We start from the raw sequence: 17,713 nt of genomic DNA, 5'->3' as shown, positions 1-17,713 counted from the left end.
TTAAAAATAATGCCCAACGCTGATGGTTTCAATTTCTCGAGGCTCTGAATCCTCGTCGGTGGTTAAGGTGCGCACATGAACGATTTTTTCGCCTTTTTTGCCTGCTATTTTTGCCCAGTCATCGGGGTGAGTGGTATTTGGTAAATCTTCCTGTTCTTTGAATTCTTCCCGAATGCCCCGCAGAAAGTCCTCGGGTTTCAGGCCTTTGGCTTCGCCGGAAATTGCCCGTTTGATGGCCAGTTTTTTGGCACGGGAGACCACACTTTCGATCAACGCGCCACTGGAAAAATCTTTGAAGTACACCGTTTCCTTTTCCCCATTGGCATAGGTGACTTCCAGAAATTGATTTTCTTCCGTCAAGGCATACATGGCCTCCACGGTGGTTTCAATAAGATGATTGATAAACGTCGATCGATCTGAGCCATGTTGGGTCAATTCAGCTTCCGCAAGGGGCAAGTCTGAGGTCAGATATTTCCCGAGAATATCTTTTGCACTCTGCTTGTCAGGTCTGGGAATCTTAATTTTGATATCCAGACGCCCCGGTCTCAAAACCGCCGGATCAATGAGATCTTGCCGGTTACTGGCACCGATGACGATGACGTCTCGAAGGCTTTCTACTCCATCAATTTCGGATAAGAATTGGGGAACGATAGTTGATTCCATATCCGAGGAAATACCTGTCCCTCTTGTTCGGAATAACGCATCCATTTCATCAAAGAAGACAATGACCGGATTGCCGTGTGACGCCTTCTCCTTTGCTTTCGCAAACACTTCTCGAATTTGACGTTCGGATTCACCGACATATTTGTTCAATAACTCGGGTCCCTTGATGTGGAGGAAGTAACTGCGAACGTCCTTGCCTTTCAGGTGACCGAGTTTTTTTGCGATGGAGTTTGCGACAGCTTTGGCAATCAAGGTTTTCCCGCATCCAGGAGGTCCATATAGCAAAAGACCTTTTGGAGGTGATAAGCGGTGTTCAGCAAAGAGCTCTGGATACAGGAAGGGCAATTCCACGGCGTCCTTCACCTGCTCCAGTTCTTTGGTTAACCCACCGATCTGGTCATACTGAATATCCGGAACCTCCTCGATGACGAGTTCCTCCATTTCACCTTTGGGAAGTTTTTCGATGAGGTATCCGGATCGTGGTTCAAAGAGGAGGTGGTCGCCGACACTCAAAGTTTGGTGTTTCAGTGAATCCGAGATTTCAACCACTCGCTCGTCGTCCAGGCGAAGGCTAACCACTGCGCGTCCATCGTCCAGGAGGTGCTTGAGATGGGCGATTTCGCCCTGCGGATCATACCCTCGCGATTCAATCACGTTCAGGCCTTCGTTCAAAATAACTTCTTGGCCTTTTTTAAGGGATTCTGCCGGGATAGATGGATGAAGGTTGACCCGTAGCTTTCTACCGCCAAGTGAGACAGTCACGGTCCCGTCTGCGTTCGTGTTGTAGAAGATGGCAAAAGTTGATGGAGGCGCCGTGAGTTTGTCGACTTCTTTTCGAAGCGCTTCGATTTGTGCTTTGGCTTCCTGTAACGTAGAAACTAACTGCTCGTTTTTCTGCTGAGAAAGGTGCAGCTTTTGACGAGATTCATGCAGTTGCCGCATTTCGAGTTCCATGGACTCAATCTCGGTTCGTAACTTTTCAATTTCACGGATATGATCGTCTGATTTTCGGATTCCCATTGTCGGATCCTATCTGGTTCGAGGTTTCAAAGAAACCGGAAGACACATATTGCTGAGAAGAACCCCTGCCTTGTTTGAATGCCGGGGAAAGAGGATGTCCGCACCATCCTTCACTGTGAAGATCTTACCACCCAAAAATTTTTAGGGTCAACCGAATACGGGCATTATGACTGCCTGAAATAATTTGACAATTCAGGATAATCGTGCAAGCAGTTCCCCTGTGATGTCTGGAATTGAGGGCGATTGAAGAATGGAAGAAATGACGGCGACTCCGTAAGCCCCGGATGATAAGACGTCAGGAACTCTGATCGGGGTGATACCTCCAATGGCATAGATGGGCACGTGGATAGTTCGGCTCGTTTTCTGAAGAATCTGGATTCCTAAAGGTGGTCCATATGCTCGCTTTGAAGGCGTATCAAAAATGGGACCAAGTACGATGAAGTCGGCCCCTTCCGCTTCCGCCACTCGGGCTTCTTCAACGGAATGCGTCGAGACGCCGATGAGGTGTCCGGTTCCTAACAGGCCACGAGCAACGGAAACCGGAAGACTATTTGTCCGAAGATGTACGCCGTCGGCTCCCAAGGCAAGGACCAGGTCGATACGATCATTCAATAAGATGGTTCCATGTTGGTGTTTGATAAGAGGGAAGAGCTGCTGACAAAGGGAAGTCAGATCTCGAGTCTTCAGATCTTTTTCGCGGACTTGCACCATCCGGACCCCGGCGTCTACCGCTTCGGTTAGCACGGAGGAGAGGGGACGATTGAGAGTTTGATGCCGATCGGTCAGGAGATAAAGTTTGGGAAGAATGCGTGAGGACATTCCTAATTTGGGTTACAGCATTCCCTCGATAGGGCTGCTGGCCGTCGCGTATAACTTCCTGGGAATTCTTCCAGCCCTGTAAGCTAATCGCCCGGCTTCGACGGCGTACCGCATGGCCGTGGCCATCATCAACGGATCTTTGGCTCCGGCAATAGCCGTGTTCATTAATACGGCATCGGCTCCGTATTCCATGGCCAGGGCTGCGTCAGAAGCGGTTCCAACTCCAGCGTCAACGATGACCGGTACATTGACTGTTTCCATGATGATTTTGAGATTATACGGATTGCGAATACCGAGACCTGAACCGATCGGTGCGGCGAGTGGCATCACGGCAGGACATCCAATATCGGCTAACTTTTTGGCGACAATGGGGTCGTCATTGGTATACGGTAATACCACAAAGCCTTCGGCGATCAAAATTTTTGCGGCTTCAATGAGTCCGGCCGTATCAGGAAATAGCGTACGTTCATCTCCAATCACCTCTAATTTCACCAAATCTGAAACGCCTGCAGCACGGGCCAGTCGTGAATAACGAACGGCATCCTCAACGGTATAACACCCTGCCGTGTTGGGTAAAATGGTATATTTTTTCGGATCAAGGTAATCTAGTAAATTTTCTGATTTATGATCGGTGATGTTGACGCGGCGAACCGCAACCGTCACTACATCAGCTCCGGAAGCTTCAATGGCTTTTCGGGTTTCCTCAAAGTTTTGATATTTTCCGGTTCCGACCCAGAGCCGAGAGCGGAATGTTCGACCAGCAATGATTAACGGATCCTGATTCATCTCTTCCCCTTCAATCGCCTCATGTGGGGCAGCCGCCTCCAATAAAGCTTAAAATTTCAACCTTGTCTCCATCGTGAAGATTCCAGGTGAGAAAATCTCCACGGTCTAATATTTTTAGGTTGATTTCTACTGCGACTTGTTCGGAACGGAGGTCAAGCGTTGAGAGAAGTTGTGCGACCGTCAACGGTTCCTCGGCCTCGCGTTGTTCTCCATTCACGACTATGTTCATGCGTATAGGTAAGAACGCAATGTCCAGTGTATTCCGGCCATGCAGGGATTCATCCTACGGGACTTGAGAAATTCTTGTCAATGAAATGAACGAGAGTGAAGAAGGTAGGAAGTGGTTCGTGTGAGCCAATGAAGGCTTATCTATGTGAACTGGTTTTATCGATCACATCTGACATAAAATGAGACCGATATTCATTGGATAGATTAATGAAGAGATAGCGTGGTTTGACTGAGTCGATCGTCTATGGAGAAAAACATCAACCAGGACCTCATGGCTTTGTTCTTGTCGATGGCAGGTCTGTTGGCGTCGAGAGGTGAAAATCCCTACAAGGTCAAAGCCTATCGCCGGGCTGCTGATTCGCTGAAGAGCCTCCAAGAGGATGTGACGGAGGTGGCGAATCGTGGCGAACTTCAAACCATTCCTGGTATTGGCAAGGAATTATCAATAAAAATCCAGGAGTTTCTCTCCACGGGGCGTATACGTGCGTATGAAGAATTAAAAACTCCTCTTCCTGATTCAGCCCTGGATTGGGTCAATCTTCCGGGATTTTCTGAACCGATTGTCCATGATCTGGTTTTTCGATTGGGCATCACAAGCTGGGAAGATCTGGAAGCCTTGGCTCAATCGCATTTACTGCAAACCCTGCCAGGTCTAGGGACTCGTGGTGAGGAAATCTTGACGGCGATTCGAAAGAAACGAGCTCTCTGTCAGGAGTCCTGACCCGGGAAGTAAGAAGGGGAAGCTTCTCCCATGGTTCCCCACGCACGCAATTCGGCTTGCCAAGGAACATGAAATGGATATGGAAGCATATCAAACTTTCACCTCAGAAGGATGGTTAGGTAATGGCAATTTCTGCATTTGTTTTGATTGACACGACAGGGAACCACACCAAGAGTGCGTATAAAACACTTACACGCATTCAAGGTGTGAAATCCGTCTATCCGGTGACCGGTCCGTTTGATTTAATTGCCCATGTGGAAGCCGAAACGTTGGAGGAGTTGAACGACCTCATCATGGTTCGTCTTCGAGGTATTGATGGTGTCATTAAAACAAATACGGCAATTGTCCTCGACTTCTAATTTCTTCAACATCTTTTGACGGCCGCATTATGCGGCCGGTTTTAACTGTTTGAAAACTTTCCATGATTTCAGCATCTCAACAGCCTTCAGTAACTGAAGGTCATCTGGAGGAATGGGCTGAGCCTGGTCCTGGTCCTGTGGGGCCGAGGGGGCTTGAGGTTTGGTCGGAGAGGGTGCAGGGGAATCCGCGGTGCTCTCGTCTTTTTTCCCTTCGGAGGACTCTTGTTTCGCCACCTGAGCGGGTTTCGGATCAATCACAATGTCGGGTTGTACCCCGATAGAATGAATCGACTTGCCATTTGGCGTAAAGTATTTTGCCGTGGTAAGCCGAAGGCCGGATCCATCGGAGAGCGGGAGAATGGTTTGCACGGAACCCTTCCCAAAAGTTGTGGTGCCAATCACGACGGCTTTTCCCCAATCCTGCATGGCTGCCGCCACAATTTCTGATGCGCTGGCGGAACCGTGGTTGACCAACACAATCATGGGATATTGATAATTCTTACTACTTGCCCTTGCACGGTATTCATCCTTCTTGCCATTGCGTCCTTGTATTGAGACGACGAGGCGGCCGGATTCCAGGAATTGTTCGGAGACCCCCACCGCAGCGGTCAATAGCCCACCGGGATTATTTCGGAGATCGAGAATCAAGCCCTGAATGTTTTTGGCAACGAGTTTTTCCAATTCCGTGGAGAGATCCTCGACGGTGGCTTCTTGAAATTGGCTCAATCGGACATATCCAAGGTTGCCTTCCAACAGCTTGGAGCGAATGCTTTGAATTTTAATGATGTCGCGTTTGAGGTTAAAGATCAGTGGTTTTTCCAGTCCCTCACGTTCAATGGTTAATTCCACTGATGTGCCTCGTGCGCCTCGCATATGTTGAACGGCTTCCATGAGTGTGAGATCTTTTGTTGGCTTGTCATCAACTTTGATGATGGTGTCGCCGGGTTGGATGCCGGCTTCAAAGGCCGGCGTATCTTCAATGGGGGAGATCACGGTCAGGCGATTGTTTTTTACACCGATTTGGATGCCAAGTCCTCCAAACTCTCCTTTCGTTTCAACCTGCATCTCTTTGAACATATCCGGAGTCATAAAAGATGAATGTGGGTCCAGTCCAGCCAGCATGCCTCGGAGGGCACCCTGGACAAGGTCTTTGGTTTGAGTTTCTTCCACATAATGCTTTTTGACTTGCGAAAGCACTTCAGCGAAGACCTGTAATTCCTCGTAGGGTTCGCTGGCATATCCCGCCCGGTCTCCTCCTTTTCCGATGACAATCCCCACCAAAAGGATGGCGGTTAAGGTTAAACCAGAGATCACTACCGTCGACAATCGTTCATGTGACATGAGACGTTCCTTCTTCCAGTTGTTCAATTAAGGCTGTTTTACCAGCCATTTCAGGGGATCGATAGGGGTGGTGCCTTTACGTAATTCAAAATACAGGGTGTCTTCCTGGGTGACGCCTGTTTCGCCTGTTTCACCAATGACCTGCCCGTTTTTAACGGAGTGGCCTTCAGCCACTAAAAGTTTTGAGGCATGGGCGTAGAGAGAATAAAAGCCATTGGTATGGTCGACAATGATAACCAGACCATATCCCTTGAGCCAGTCGGCATAGACGACGTTTCCGGATGACACTGCGCGAATCGGACTCCCTTCCTGCACGCTGATTTCTATGCCTTTTTTCGTCACAAATGTATCAAATGTGGGATGTTTTTGCCGACCGAAAGTTGAAACCACTTTACCTTCAACCGGCCAAATGAAAGACCCAAGAGACGGGGGAGCTCCAGAAGGTTTGCGCATCTGGGATTGAGCCAGTTGAAACCGTTGGTCCAATTCTTTGAGGAGACTATCCACCTGTTCAGCTGAGCGCTGAAGGTCTTCAACCATCCGTTGATGTGCGTCCTTTTCTTTGGAGAGATTAACCAAGACGGAGCGTTTTTCACGTTTGAGACCTGAAACTTTTTTGATGGTCTGTTGAGTTTCTCCCTGAAAGCGAAGGAGATCCTCCCTGGCTGCGGTCTGTTTCTCCTTGAGCTGTTGGAGATTAGAGAGGTCTTCTTGAAATTGTCGGACAAGTTGATGCTCCCGTTGGGCCACCCAGGAAAGATAATTCATCCGGTTCGAGGCCTCGGTAAAGGATTCAGCTGCGAAGAGCATTTTTAAATATCCGGTGCGTCCTTCCACATATAATAACCTGAGTCTGGCGGCAATGGAGGATTGTCGAGTGCGAACGTCTTGCTCCACTTCCGTAATCTTCGTGCTCAGGTTCGCCAACTCCTCGTCTGTCGCTTTAATTTGGTCATTGATGCGATTATGTTCTTTCTTTTGTTCATGGAGTTGGCGATCCAATTTATCAATGGTTTTTAAGACCGATCCATGTTTCTTCTCGATCCGTTTTGTTTCTTTTTTGGTTTCGGTAATTTCCTGATTGAGCTTCTCCAGCCGGAGGCGTTCCTGACTGATTTCATTTTTGATGGTTGAGGGGTCAGCACCCCAACCAGCTTGGACGAACAGAAGGAGTAGGCCGCTTGTGAGTCCTGTGTGGAGAAATAGTTTAACCCGCCTCATAAACGAAACCGCAAGGATCCATAGATGGTGGTAAGTGTTCCCAGGCACCCCAATAAGATGCCTCCTGCTATCAAAATCAGTGAAAGGGGAAGAGGGAAAAACTCCAATGCAGAAGAAAATCCCCCAAAGACATTCAAGCCTTGGGTGTTTTGCGTGAAAAGTTCGAACCCTCCACGTAAAAAACCAAGGGCCATACCGCCTCCCGCGGCCCCTAATATAGCTCCTTCGATGAGATACGGAATGCTAATAAAGAGACTGGTTGCCCCGATTAACCGTAAAATTTCAATTTCTTGCTGTCTGGTATGGAATGCCAATTGCACGGTAATTGCAATGATGGTGACGGACGCTAAGCCCAGGATACTCCCAACCAATAACGCGCCGAACTCCATATAGGCGATGATGAGGGTTAGGCGCTCGATCCAATCACGATTATATCGAACGCGATCAATATCGGGATGATGTTGCAGCCGATTGACCAGGTTGCCAATCATATCTGTGGTAGGGGACTTTGCGGCCATGGTCAATATCAATGATGCGGGAAACGGGCTCTCGCCAAGGCCTTCCAGTAGATAGACTTCCTCGGGAAATTGTTCTTTGAATTCGGTCAACGCGTCTTGCTTGGAAATATAGGTGAGGGAGTCAACGGCAGGATCCGTTTTGAGTCCCTGTTGTAAATCGTGTAGCTTGCCGGATTCAATATCATTCTTGGGATAGACGATGATTTGAATGGTGTGTTGAACCTGTCCCAATAGATTATGCACGTTATGATAGAGAAGGAGAAAGATGCCAAAGCTGGTCAGGGTAAACGCCGTGGTCAGAACACCAATCAGCGTACTGGTCCGATGCGTGCGGAGGCTGGTATAGGCTTCACGGATAAAATACCAGAGCCGTTTCACGTATAGACTCCCTGATCGGATACGAGGTGTCCGCAATCCAGTCGGAGAATTCTCCCATTTAATTGTTCGACAACTTGTCGATTGTGCGTGGCCATCATGACGGTGGTCCCCCGGGTATTGATGGCTTTAAATAATGCTGCAATTTCGGTGGTGAGTTGGGGATCTAAATTTCCCGTTGGTTCGTCTGCCAAAAGAATGATGGGACTGTTTACGATCGCGCGGGCGATACACACACGTTGCTGCTCTCCGGCGGAGAGCACGGAGGCGATGGAGTTGAGTTTATGATCCATGCCAACCGCACGAAGGGCTTCCAGGACCTTTCTTCGCGATTCGAATGATGACAAGCCACGGATAATGAGGGGGAGCGCCACATTTTCGGAGACCGTCCGCTGTGGGAGTAATTTGAAATCCTGAAGAACATACCCCATGGTTCGTCGATGATAGGGGATATCGGATCCTCCGAGCCTGGCGATGTTGCGATTTTGGACGAGGATTTGTCCCTCATCAGGGTGTTCTGCTCCAAAAATAAGCTTGAGTAAGGTGGTTTTCCCGGCTCCGCTTGGCCCTGTGAGTAACACACATTCGCCTTTTTCGATTCGCAGGGAAATATCTGAGAGTGCAAGGCAGCCATCGTAGTATTTTGTGACGTGGAATAATTGAATCATGCTATCTCATTGGCCTGGCCTATAAATGGCTTATTATCTGGATACAACCGGACCCTGGTTCTTTGTGAAAGTAACAATGAAGAGCTGTTCACCTTCAGGAATTGGACTTCGTGCGGAGGCCAATCCCTTTAATTTACCATTGCCAGTCGGAGCTGGAAACCTCAAAAGCCTGTTCCAGGTGAGTTAATTTCGGAGAACCCTGTCTGGTTCCTGTAATCAGGATAACATCAAACCGGCAAATTTGGTTGCTGAGGCCATGTTGGGAAAGGTAATAGGACGCCAATTTAATGATTTGGCGTTTTTTGCGAGCATCAATGGCATAGGGGGCGCCCCCGAATTGATCGGTGCGTCGTGCCTTCACCTCAATAAATACGAGTGTGTCATGGTGTTGTGCAATGAGATCCAATTCTCCCCCACCTACTCGCAGATTTCGCTCAAGAATCCGGTACCCTTTTTTTCGAAGACAATCCTCTGCTAATTCCTCCGCCGATCGTCCAAACTCCTGAGAAGGCGTGGTCATGCGAGCGAGCGGGCATTCAGGCAGGCTTGGACAGGCTGGAAGCTTCGTCGATGTCCAGGACAAGGGCCGAATTGATGTAATCGTCTGAGATGTTCCTGTGTGGGATACCCTTTGTGGAGGTGAAATTGATACTGAGGGAAGCGTTCGTGGTAGGTGATCATCATGCGATCTCTGGATACTTTGGCCAGGATGGATGCGGCGGCAATCGATCTGGAAAGCTGGTCGCCCTTGATGACCGGTCGTTGAGGGAGAGAAACGGTAGGGAGGTGGAGGGCGTCAAGGAGGAGATAATCAGGTGTAATGGCCAATTGGGTAAGAGCCCGGAATCCGGCCAATCGTGTGGCGCCCAGGATGTTCAGTTCATCAATCTCCTGCTCTGATGCCAGGCCAATGGCCCAGGCGATGGCCCTGGTGGTAATGGCCTCATATAATACCTGACGCTGACGTTCAGACAGGAGCTTGGAATCGTCGAGAAGGACCGGTGACCAGCAACGGGGAAGGATCACTGTCGCGGCGACCACCGGCCCGGCCAGAGGACCCCGGCCAGCCTCGTCCAGTCCTGCAATACGCCGGAATCCGCGGGCTCTGGCCGCTTGTTCAAAAAAGTCTGTCGGGCCCGCATCCATGAATGAGGGAGAGGCGGTTGGCAATGAAAGGTGAGCCCCCTCTCCTGTGCTATTCCGATACTTCCGTGGGTGCTGATTCACCGGACTCAGGTACATCCACTGCCACCGCAGCATTTTTCACGGTTTTTGGTGTACGCGAAAATTCCCGTTCTGAAACTTTGGCGGCCTTGCCTTTTTTGTCTCGAAGGTAATACAGCTTTGCCCGTCGCACTTGACCTTTTCTTATGACTTCGATGCCGGCCAGATTAGGGGAGTGAAGGGGGAAAATTCGCTCGACTCCGACCCCAAAGGAAATCTTACGAACGGTAAAATTCTCACATACTTTTCGGCCTTTGCGAGCGATCACGAGCCCTTCAAACACCTGAATGCGTTCCTTGGCCTCTTCCTTCTTTTTCCCGTATTGTCGTTCTTCAACAACGCGAACCTTGACTCTGACCGTGTCACCTATTTCAAAAAACGGCACGGTTCCCTGTGCTAACGATTGCTCTAAACGCTCCAATAAATTCATGAGAGTCTCCCTCCTTCAAGGTCTCGTCGTACGACTGGACGTCGAGGTATAGTTGTGTTCAATTTCTTCCAATAACTGACGATCTTCACTACTCCAGATATGATTGTCTAATAAGTCCGGTCGTTTGAGCAGCGTCTGGCGTAACGATTCTTTCCTCCGCCAACGGCGAATCGCTTCATGGTTGCCGGACATTAAAATGTCGGGAACCGACATCCCTCGAATTTCAACCGGTTTGGTGTAATGGGGAAAATCCAGTAAGGATTCCACAAAGGACTCTTTTTGAGCGGAATGTGGATCACCTAGTACGCCAGGGATGAGACGCATGGCCGCATCGATCATCACGAGGGCAGCCAATTCACCACCTGTCAGCACATAATCTCCGAGAGAAATTTCTTCAACCTGCAAATGTGTCCGGACCCTCTCGTCGATTCCTTCATAATGCCCGCATATAAATAGCAACGGGCGAGTCTCCTGGCTGAGATTATGCGCGAGGCCATGTGAAAACCGGATGCCCTGTGGCGAAGGAAGAATGATGCGTATTCCATCCAGGTCCTGTGTTATCCGGTCAATGGCTTGAAAAATTGGTTCGGCCTTCATGACCATCCCGCCGCCGCCGCCATAGGGAGTATCATCGGCTGTCCGATGAGGATTGTCGGTATAGTCTCGAAGATTGTGGACGTTGAGCGTGAGCAATCCTTTTTCCTGGGCGCGCTTCATGATGCTCTGTGAGCCCACAGAGTGAATCAACTCCGGAAACAATGTCACCACATCACAACGCATAGGTGTCGTCCCACCATTCACGTGAAGTTAATCGCAAAACCCCATGGGGTACGTCTACCATGGCAATGGTTCGCCGACTGGCCGGGACCAGAATTTCACGATCCTCATTTCGAATCACAAACACATGATGTTGGGGGTATTCCACCACTTCTTCTAATGTTCCTAAGGGTTGTCCTTCTGCATCCTCAACCCTGAGACCAATTAATTCAAACTGATAAAACGTATCAGCGTCCCTGGGAAGATTCTGATTTTCTGGAATTTTGATCCAGGCCCCTCGGTACAAGGCTGCGGTTTCCGGTGTCGAAAACGCTGAAAGTCCCAAAATCACCCCCTGGTTGATTTGCCGAACCGAGGTCACCAGGGTTTCCAGAGTCCTCCCATCTGGAAGGTCCAGTGTCACCGTCTCCAATCCTTCAAACCGCCCAGGAACATCCGAGAGCGATTCGATACGCACTTCCCCCCGGACTCCGAACGGTTTGAGAATTCGGCCAATGGTCACCATGGAAGACTGTGATGGCTCAGGATCATCCATAGTTTAGCCAATAGTCCTGTCGCATCTCTAAAAGACCCTTTGCCGGATGCAACAGGGCACCTTCTCTCCCATTACCCTGACATGCCGAGACTATTGTGCTGGGGCTTGTTTGGATTCCCGAAAGGCCTTCAAGATACCGGTTTGTCGTAATAACCCCCTGACGGAATCAGTGGGCTGAGCCCCATTTTGAAGCCAATTTAATACACGATCTTCTTTAAACGAGGCCTTGTCGCTTTCCTTCAGGGGGTCATAGGTCCCAATGACCTCAAGGAATCGACCGTCCCGCGGCATGCGGGCATCGGCTGCCACTACTCGATAAAATGGCCGTTTATGCCGGCCCACGCGTGTAAGTCTCAAATGTACTGCCACTGGCAATCTCCTCTATCGTGAATATGAATGAATGAAAAAACTCAGGGAGACTTCAAATTTTTACCGGGCATGGATAGCCCGGCGGATCAGCTTCCCGCGCTTTTTTCCTTTTCCCATCCCCATTTGCCCTCCGACCAGGGACTTCATCATGCGTCGGGCATCCAAAAATTGCTTAATGAGCCGATTAACCTCTGGAACGGATGTTCCACTGCCTTTAGCCACACGTTTTTTTCGATTTCCATTTAAAATCGTATGATCCCGTCTTTCGCGGGGGGTCATCGAATCAATAATGGCCACGACCCGTTTCATTTCTTTTTCGGGTACCTGTGCATTCCCGGCTCCGCCGGAACCCATCATCGTTTTAATTTTTTGCCCGCCTGGTAGCATGTCTAGAATTTGATCAAACGACCCGAGTTTATTCACCTGTTTGATCTGATCACGAAAATCTTCCAACGTAAGAGTATTACTCGATACCTTTTTTTGCAATGCGACCGCTTGTTCTTGCGAAAAGCTCTCCTGGGCTTTCTCAATCAAGGTCAGCACATCACCCATCCCGAGAATACGGGAGGCCATCCGGTCGGGATAAAAGGGCTCTAGCGCATCCAGCTTTTCGCCGATCCCGAGAAATTTAATGGGTTTGCCTGTCGCCGCGCGGATTGAGAGCACCGCTCCACCCCGGGCATCCCCTTCGACTTTCGTTAAGATGACCCCAGTGAGACCGAGAGTTTGATTAAAGCGTTCTGCTACAGAAACCGCTTCCTGGCCGGTCATGGAGTCGGCGATGAACAAGACTTCCTGTGGGCTGACTCCTGTTTGGATATCGACCAATTCCTGCATCAACTCTTGATCGATCTGCAATCGACCGCCGGTATCCAAGAGCACCACATCATACCCATGTTCCCGTCCACGAGCGACGCCATCCAGGCAGGTTTGTAGCGCCTGGGCGCCAGGTTGACCTTCGTTTGTTCCCCGATGGACTTGAATGTCCAGGTCAGTGCCCAGCGAGGCCAGCTGATCTCCTGCGGCAGGGCGACGGGGATCGGCGGCCACTAATAAGACCCGCTTGCCTTCGGTTTTAAAATAATTGGCGAGTTTCCCGGTCGTGGTGGTTTTCCCAGATCCTTGCAATCCGACCATCATAATGACGGTAGGGGGTTGTGAAGAGAGATGAAGGGCACTTTGTTCATGACCCAGAAGGTCTCGCAGTTCCTCCCAGACAACTTTCACCACTTGATGGGCGGGTGTGAGACTTTTCAGGACTTCCTGCCCGACGGCCTTGCCCCGAACATTCTCAATAAAGTCCTTAACAATTTTGAAATTGACGTCGGCTTCCAGCAGCGCCAGGCGGACCTCTTTCAAGGCGTCGGTAATATTCTCTTCAGTCAGAACGGCCTGGCCGCGTAACTGCTTGAAAACTTTTTCGATTTTCTCTGTCAGCGTGGTAAACATGGAAAAGAGTCCAATGGAAAATACACCATTTTAAGCAAACCCAAGACAATAGTGAACATACGACAGACATGTCAAGTTGAGCGCAACCTCTTGGAGGGGCAAAATCTAGTTGGTTTCGAAGGGTTATTTTTTGGATTTATGGCTTTTGTGGGAACTCCCCCGATGGGCAAACAGGCCCTATCAAGGTCGGCTCCGTGGGTAGGGAATGCCGAAGGAATCCCGAGACTCTATGGATCATACTAGCTCTCAAAGAGGCAGGTCGTTATCATGAATCGATACGTCCAGCCAATTGAAGTCATCTAGAATGGCTCGTGTCAAATTTTACTTGGGTTTAATTGATTCAATCTTCTCCTTTCTGTTTTCTTCCATGAGAAAATAAGCGAAATCATGAGAAAAACTGGCAAGATTCTTCTGCTTATCCTTCCTGGACTGTTCCTTCTCTATACTCTGGTAGGTTTTCTGGTGATTCCCTGGGCGATTACCACGAAGGTTCCTCCCAGGTTATCGGAGCAACTGGGTCGGCCAGTCTCGATCAAGGATGCCAGCTTTAATCCCTTTCTATTTAAGCTGCAGGTGGAAGGGTTTGATATTCAGGAACAGGATGGATCATTTTTGCTGGGGTTTAATGAACTGTTCATTGATTTCGAACCGGCCGCTTCCCTAGGGAAGCGAGCCTACATTTTTGCGGAAATTCGCTTGAAGCTTCCTTATGGATTGGCATGGGTTCGTCCCGACGGGTCCTTGAATTTGGCCGAATTAGGCTCCTCTTCAGAGGCCCAGCTTGACGATAACCCGTCACAAGAACCGGAATCCTTGCCTCCGGTCAGGATTGAGCATATCTCCATTCAACAGGGAATGGTGGAATTTCGGGATCATTCACGTCCCACCCCATTTGTGGCGCACTTGGTGCCAATCAATGTCACATTGGATGATTTTAGTACGCAACAAGGTCAGACTAATTCTTATTCACTCTCAGCCGAACGCAGTGCAGGGGAGAAAATTACCTGGGAAGGGACGATCACTCTAGAACCATTTCAGTCCGAAGGCCGCTTGGTTTTTGAAGATTATCAACTTCCCAGGCTCTGGACCTACATACAGGATCTGGTTCGATTTCAGATTCCTCAAGGACAAGTGACCGTGAAAGGGCATTATCGATTGTCTACGACAGACCAGGGGGTCAATGTGCTGGTCGATGGGGGAAGTTTGAGGATTCAGGATTTACAGATTCAGGAGAAAGGGACCATTACTCCCGTACTCACGATTCCGCTCTTTGAGGTCAACGGCGTCTCGGTTGACTTGGCCAAACAGGACCTGCGCATCACTTCGATACAGTCTCGGGATGCCCGTTTCACTGGATGGGTCGGGAAGGATGGGGTGGTGAATTATCACACGCTGTTTTCACCCGTGGGTTCTGAAAGTCAGACCGCTCCTGAACCGGAAACCTCCCCGGCCAATTCCTGGAAGATGGTTGTTGAGGATCTTGCCTTGGATAACTTCACGATTGATTTCGAGGATCGCCAGCCCGAAGACCCTGTCACACTGCTATTGGACATGTTGCATTTTCACACCTCGGATGTATCTATGGCCATGGATCGGCCTCTTCCTATTGATCTTTCGTTTCAGCTTAATGAAACCGGAAAGGCCAACTTGCAAGGAACTCTCCAGATCGACCCCTTGGAAGTTGCGCTGGATTTGTCGCTGACCGAATTCGCCCTCAAGCCGTTTCAACCCTATGTCGCCCCGTTTGTTCAATTTGAGGTCGGTGATGGCGCGCTCATGTTGCGGGGAAAGACGCACTATCAGGCGGGGCACAAGACTCAACCGATGGTGACGTTTGAGGGAGGGATGGGAGTGTCAAAATTGGCTCTTGACGATCCCATGCAGACCAAACCTTTTCTCACGTGGGAGGCATTGGAACTCAAAGAGTTAAACCTTCAAATCGAACCGACTTCGGTCAAACTCCAGGAAATCGAGTTGACTAACCCTGAACTCGTCCTCTTGATTGATGAGGACGGAGGGATGAACCTCAAGCGGTTGTTTTCCCCGCCAGGACCCGTGTCTCAAGAAGAGACGACGGCAGACGATAAGCCACCAAAAGCAGAAACCACCGGGGAGCCACCGACTCCGGTCAAAATTAAGGCCGTCACCCTCACCAACCTCATGGCTCGTATTTCGGATCGATCGATTTCCCCCAATGTCGTTACGAACATTGAGGGGCTGACCGGCACCATTAAAGAGCTATCTTCGGATCAATTAGCCAAAGCCGATGTCGCCTTACAAGGGACGATTGATAAACATTCCCCATTCAAGATTGCCGGGCAAATTAATCCTTTGAGTGAAGAGGCCTATACGGATGTGACCCTCACGTTCAACAATCTTGATCTTCCTACTGTCTCTCCCTATTCAGCCCATTTTGTCGGGTATCCCATCACGAAGGGGAAGCTATCGTTGGATCTCGGATATAAAGTTTCTGAAAAGACTCTGGTTGGTGCCAATAAAGTGTTGATTGACCAGCTGACGATGGGTAAAAAGGTCGAGAATCCGGATGCCATGTCGTTGCCGATTCCTCTTGCCTTAGCCTTGCTCAAAGACCGCAAAGGACAGATCGATATTGATTTGCCGGTTCGCGGTAATTTGAATGAGCCGGATTTCAGCTACGGAGGAGTCATCTGGAATGCCTTGGGGAATCTCTTGACGAAAGTTGCCACCTCTCCTTTTGCCATGGTCGGAGGATTGGTGGGTGGCAGTGGTGATGATCTGCAATATGTGGCCTTTTCTGCGGGTAATGCCCAGTTGTCTCCTGCTGAGCAAGAAAAGCTGAATGTGCTTGGTCAGGCGTTGGCCGATCGACCGGCCTTGAGACTGGACATTGCCGGGGCCGCCGACCCTCAGGTTGATCGTCAGGGTTTGGCTGCAGGTCAATTGTTGAAACAACTGCAAAAGCGAAAATTTATTCAGGGATCCTCTTCTTCGACGAAGGGGGTGTCTCTCGAACAGATTGAACTAAGTCTAGAGGAGGAAGGGCGCTTGCTCGCAGAGGTGTATGCCGAGCAATTTGGAGCGCAACCCAATACTCCGGTTTCTTCTTCGGAAGGGAAAGCTCCAGCCATTCCTTCACTTGAGCAGATGAGATCAAAATTCCTTGAATCGATCAAGGTGGAGGACGAGCAGCTTCGTCTCCTGGCTCAGCAACGGGCTCAAGGCATTCGAGAATTTCTCATCCAGGAAGGAAAGGTGTCCGGTGACCGAGTGTTCCTCCTCGAACCAAACCTAAGTCCCGTCACGGAAGAGCAAACCGTTCGGAGTCCTTTGGCCTTAGCCGCGAAGTGAGTCCCTTTCCAAAGATTCTCATGGTCGTGGTGTTGATCGTGTGTTTTCTGATTTAAGGTGAATCCGTTTTCCTGGCATATGCTCACTCTTCCGCATGTGTCTCAGATTGCTGGCATCCTCCTGGTGCTCTTCGTTGGCTTGTGGCTTGTACATTTGCGAGTGGGCAATGCCTCATTAGCCGATGTGGGATTTTGTTTGGGATTTGGTTTTGTCGTTTTTGTTTGCGGAATAGAGGGCGAGGGCAGTTCTTGGCGACGCGCTCTTGTTGTGAGCATGGGGGGTGCATATGCCTGCCGGTTGGGCTGGCACCTGTGGAAGAATCGCATTTGGAGAAAGTCGGAGGACGCTCGGTATAAAACTCTTCGGGCAGTGCTAGGGAAATGGGAATCGGTAGGAATCCTTGGGTACTTCATGCTGCAAGTTCCTGCCTGTCTGTTCTTTGGATTCCTCCTATGCTGGATTATGGGCCATTCCGAATCGGCGGTAAGAAGCTGGGATTTTCTGGGCCTCGGGATATTTTTGCTGGCCTTCTTTGGAGAGGCTCTTGCGGATATTCAACTTGAACGATTCCGCTCAGATCCGACGAAACAGGGCAAGGTCTTACAGACAGGGTTGTGGCGGTATTCCCGTCATCCGAATTATTTTTTTGAAATCCTACAGTGGTGTGCCTATGTTCCGTTGGCAGTTGGACTGCCAGGGGCATGGATGGCTATCGTGTGGCCTTTGCTCATGATGTCGTCACTCTTATGGGTGACAGGAGTGCCTTTGGCCGAGGCTCAGGCTATGAACAGCAGGGGGGAAGGGTATCGCCTCTATCAACGAACCACGAACAAATTGTTTCCCTGGCTGCCCAGACGAAACAAGTCATAAAAAAGAGGAG

19 protein-coding genes are annotated in these 17,713 nt (G+C 49.7%); 4 read left to right on the top strand and 15 right to left on the bottom strand.

Translation table 11 applies throughout. The features are described from left to right. From arc to thiS, 4 genes are all read right to left on the bottom strand, one after another. Positions 1-1,683, bottom strand: a complete 1,683-nt coding sequence (arc, locus tag ACWHYD_RS16675; protein ID WP_447963151.1) for a proteasome ATPase — start codon at positions 1,681-1,683, stop codon at positions 1-3. 192 nt (positions 1,684-1,875) lie between these two features. Then, positions 1,876-2,502, bottom strand: coding sequence for a thiamine phosphate synthase (thiE, locus tag ACWHYD_RS16670; protein WP_447963150.1), 627 nt, complete (start codon positions 2,500-2,502; stop codon positions 1,876-1,878). A 12-nt stretch (positions 2,503-2,514) separates the two neighbouring features. After that, the gene (locus ACWHYD_RS16665) at positions 2,515-3,288 is read right to left on the bottom strand and encodes a thiazole synthase (protein ID WP_447963149.1); all 774 of its coding nucleotides are present in this window, start codon (positions 3,286-3,288) and stop codon (positions 2,515-2,517) included. Between the two features lie 19 nt (positions 3,289-3,307). Beyond that, positions 3,308-3,517, bottom strand: coding sequence for a sulfur carrier protein ThiS (thiS, locus tag ACWHYD_RS16660; protein WP_447963148.1), 210 nt, complete (start codon positions 3,515-3,517; stop codon positions 3,308-3,310). Positions 3,518-3,760: 243 nt separating this feature from the next. Between thiS and ACWHYD_RS16655 the strand changes: the two genes are divergently transcribed. Together ACWHYD_RS16655 and ACWHYD_RS16650 are read left to right on the top strand one after the other, a co-directional pair. Beyond that, on the top strand, positions 3,761-4,237 hold the full coding sequence (locus tag ACWHYD_RS16655; RefSeq protein ID WP_447963147.1) for a histidinol-phosphatase: 477 nt from the start codon (positions 3,761-3,763) through the stop codon (positions 4,235-4,237). Between the two features lie 122 nt (positions 4,238-4,359). After that, positions 4,360-4,596 carry an Lrp/AsnC family transcriptional regulator gene (locus tag ACWHYD_RS16650; protein WP_312643985.1) on the top strand — a complete coding sequence of 79 codons (237 nt, stop codon included), beginning with the start codon at positions 4,360-4,362 and terminating at the stop codon, positions 4,594-4,596. A gap of 27 nt (positions 4,597-4,623) precedes the next feature. Here ACWHYD_RS16650 and ACWHYD_RS16645 read toward each other — a convergent pair whose 3' ends face one another. The 11 genes from ACWHYD_RS16645 to ffh form a co-directional block, all read right to left on the bottom strand. Beyond that, positions 4,624-5,937, bottom strand: coding sequence for a S41 family peptidase (locus ACWHYD_RS16645; RefSeq protein WP_447963146.1), 1,314 nt, complete (start codon positions 5,935-5,937; stop codon positions 4,624-4,626). A 27-nt stretch (positions 5,938-5,964) separates the two neighbouring features. Continuing rightward, complete coding sequence (locus tag ACWHYD_RS16640) at positions 5,965-7,158, bottom strand: murein hydrolase activator EnvC family protein (protein ID WP_447963145.1); 1,194 nt, start codon at positions 7,156-7,158, stop codon at positions 5,965-5,967. Then, complete coding sequence (locus ACWHYD_RS16635; RefSeq protein WP_447963144.1) at positions 7,155-8,054, bottom strand: cell division protein FtsX; 900 nt, start codon at positions 8,052-8,054, stop codon at positions 7,155-7,157. The genes ACWHYD_RS16640 and ACWHYD_RS16635 overlap by 4 nt, the downstream gene beginning before the upstream one ends. Further along, the gene (gene ftsE / locus ACWHYD_RS16630) at positions 8,051-8,719 is read right to left on the bottom strand and encodes a cell division ATP-binding protein FtsE (RefSeq protein WP_447963143.1); all 669 of its coding nucleotides are present in this window, start codon (positions 8,717-8,719) and stop codon (positions 8,051-8,053) included. The genes ACWHYD_RS16635 and ftsE overlap by 4 nt, the downstream gene beginning before the upstream one ends. Before the next feature lie 133 nt (positions 8,720-8,852). Beyond that, positions 8,853-9,239: a YraN family protein gene (locus ACWHYD_RS16625; protein WP_447963142.1), complete on the bottom strand. Its 387-nt coding sequence runs from the start codon at positions 9,237-9,239 to the stop codon at positions 8,853-8,855. Further along, entirely contained in the window at positions 9,236-9,889 is a 654-nt protein-coding gene (locus ACWHYD_RS16620) for a ribonuclease HII (RefSeq protein ID WP_447963141.1), read from the bottom strand. The genes ACWHYD_RS16625 and ACWHYD_RS16620 overlap by 4 nt, the downstream gene beginning before the upstream one ends. 25 nt (positions 9,890-9,914) lie before the next feature. Further along, entirely contained in the window at positions 9,915-10,373 is a 459-nt protein-coding gene (rplS, locus tag ACWHYD_RS16615) for a 50S ribosomal protein L19 (protein WP_447963140.1), read from the bottom strand. Between the two features lie 15 nt (positions 10,374-10,388). Further along, complete coding sequence (gene trmD, locus ACWHYD_RS16610) at positions 10,389-11,153, bottom strand: tRNA (guanosine(37)-N1)-methyltransferase TrmD (RefSeq protein ID WP_447963139.1); 765 nt, start codon at positions 11,151-11,153, stop codon at positions 10,389-10,391. Further along, positions 11,143-11,685, bottom strand: coding sequence for a ribosome maturation factor RimM (gene rimM / locus ACWHYD_RS16605; RefSeq protein WP_447963138.1), 543 nt, complete (start codon positions 11,683-11,685; stop codon positions 11,143-11,145). The genes trmD and rimM overlap by 11 nt, the downstream gene beginning before the upstream one ends. A 90-nt stretch (positions 11,686-11,775) precedes the next feature. Next, positions 11,776-12,054 (bottom strand): 30S ribosomal protein S16, encoded by a 279-nt coding sequence (gene rpsP / locus ACWHYD_RS16600; RefSeq protein ID WP_447963137.1) that lies wholly within the window; start codon positions 12,052-12,054, stop codon positions 11,776-11,778. Between the two features lie 60 nt (positions 12,055-12,114). Next, positions 12,115-13,503, bottom strand: coding sequence for a signal recognition particle protein (ffh, locus tag ACWHYD_RS16595; protein ID WP_447963136.1), 1,389 nt, complete (start codon positions 13,501-13,503; stop codon positions 12,115-12,117). Positions 13,504-13,890: 387 nt separating this feature from the next. Here ffh and ACWHYD_RS16590 point away from each other — a divergent pair, with 387 nt between their 5' ends. Both ACWHYD_RS16590 and ACWHYD_RS16585 read left to right on the top strand, forming a co-directional pair. Next, positions 13,891-16,833 carry a DUF748 domain-containing protein gene (locus ACWHYD_RS16590; protein ID WP_447963135.1) on the top strand — a complete coding sequence of 981 codons (2,943 nt, stop codon included), beginning with the start codon at positions 13,891-13,893 and terminating at the stop codon, positions 16,831-16,833. Positions 16,834-16,911: 78 nt separating this feature from the next. After that, complete coding sequence (locus ACWHYD_RS16585; protein WP_447963134.1) at positions 16,912-17,703, top strand: DUF1295 domain-containing protein; 792 nt, start codon at positions 16,912-16,914, stop codon at positions 17,701-17,703. Positions 17,704-17,713 lie beyond the last annotated feature (10 nt).

It is taken from the genome of Nitrospira sp. Ecomares 2.1 (genome assembly GCF_965152585.1).
Note: the sequence above shows the minus strand (reverse complement) of the source record. Positions and strands in the feature narration are given on the sequence as shown.

Excerpts from the sequence above, each read along its gene's own strand:
- arc (WP_447963151.1), bottom strand. The coding sequence starts at position 1,683 with ATGGGAATCCGAAAATCAGACGATCATATCCGTGAAATTGAAAAGTTA.
- thiE (WP_447963150.1), bottom strand. The coding sequence starts at position 2,502 with ATGTCCTCACGCATTCTTCCCAAACTTTATCTCCTGACCGATCGGCAT.
- ACWHYD_RS16665 (WP_447963149.1), bottom strand. The coding sequence starts at position 3,288 with ATGAATCAGGATCCGTTAATCATTGCTGGTCGAACATTCCGCTCTCGG.
- thiS (WP_447963148.1), bottom strand. The coding sequence starts at position 3,517 with ATGAACATAGTCGTGAATGGAGAACAACGCGAGGCCGAGGAACCGTTG.
- ACWHYD_RS16655 (WP_447963147.1), top strand. The coding sequence starts at position 3,761 with ATGGAGAAAAACATCAACCAGGACCTCATGGCTTTGTTCTTGTCGATG.
- ACWHYD_RS16650 (WP_312643985.1), top strand. The coding sequence starts at position 4,360 with ATGGCAATTTCTGCATTTGTTTTGATTGACACGACAGGGAACCACACC.
- ACWHYD_RS16645 (WP_447963146.1), bottom strand. The coding sequence starts at position 5,937 with ATGTCACATGAACGATTGTCGACGGTAGTGATCTCTGGTTTAACCTTA.
- ACWHYD_RS16640 (WP_447963145.1), bottom strand. The coding sequence starts at position 7,158 with ATGAGGCGGGTTAAACTATTTCTCCACACAGGACTCACAAGCGGCCTA.
- ftsE (WP_447963143.1), bottom strand. The coding sequence starts at position 8,719 with ATGATTCAATTATTCCACGTCACAAAATACTACGATGGCTGCCTTGCA.
- ACWHYD_RS16625 (WP_447963142.1), bottom strand. The coding sequence starts at position 9,239 with ATGACCACGCCTTCTCAGGAGTTTGGACGATCGGCGGAGGAATTAGCA.
- rplS (WP_447963140.1), bottom strand. The coding sequence starts at position 10,373 with ATGAATTTATTGGAGCGTTTAGAGCAATCGTTAGCACAGGGAACCGTG.
- trmD (WP_447963139.1), bottom strand. The coding sequence starts at position 11,153 with ATGCGTTGTGATGTGGTGACATTGTTTCCGGAGTTGATTCACTCTGTG.
- rimM (WP_447963138.1), bottom strand. The coding sequence starts at position 11,685 with ATGGATGATCCTGAGCCATCACAGTCTTCCATGGTGACCATTGGCCGA.
- ffh (WP_447963136.1), bottom strand. The coding sequence starts at position 13,503 with ATGTTTACCACGCTGACAGAGAAAATCGAAAAAGTTTTCAAGCAGTTA.
- ACWHYD_RS16590 (WP_447963135.1), top strand. The coding sequence starts at position 13,891 with ATGAGAAAAACTGGCAAGATTCTTCTGCTTATCCTTCCTGGACTGTTC.
- ACWHYD_RS16585 (WP_447963134.1), top strand. The coding sequence starts at position 16,912 with ATGCTCACTCTTCCGCATGTGTCTCAGATTGCTGGCATCCTCCTGGTG.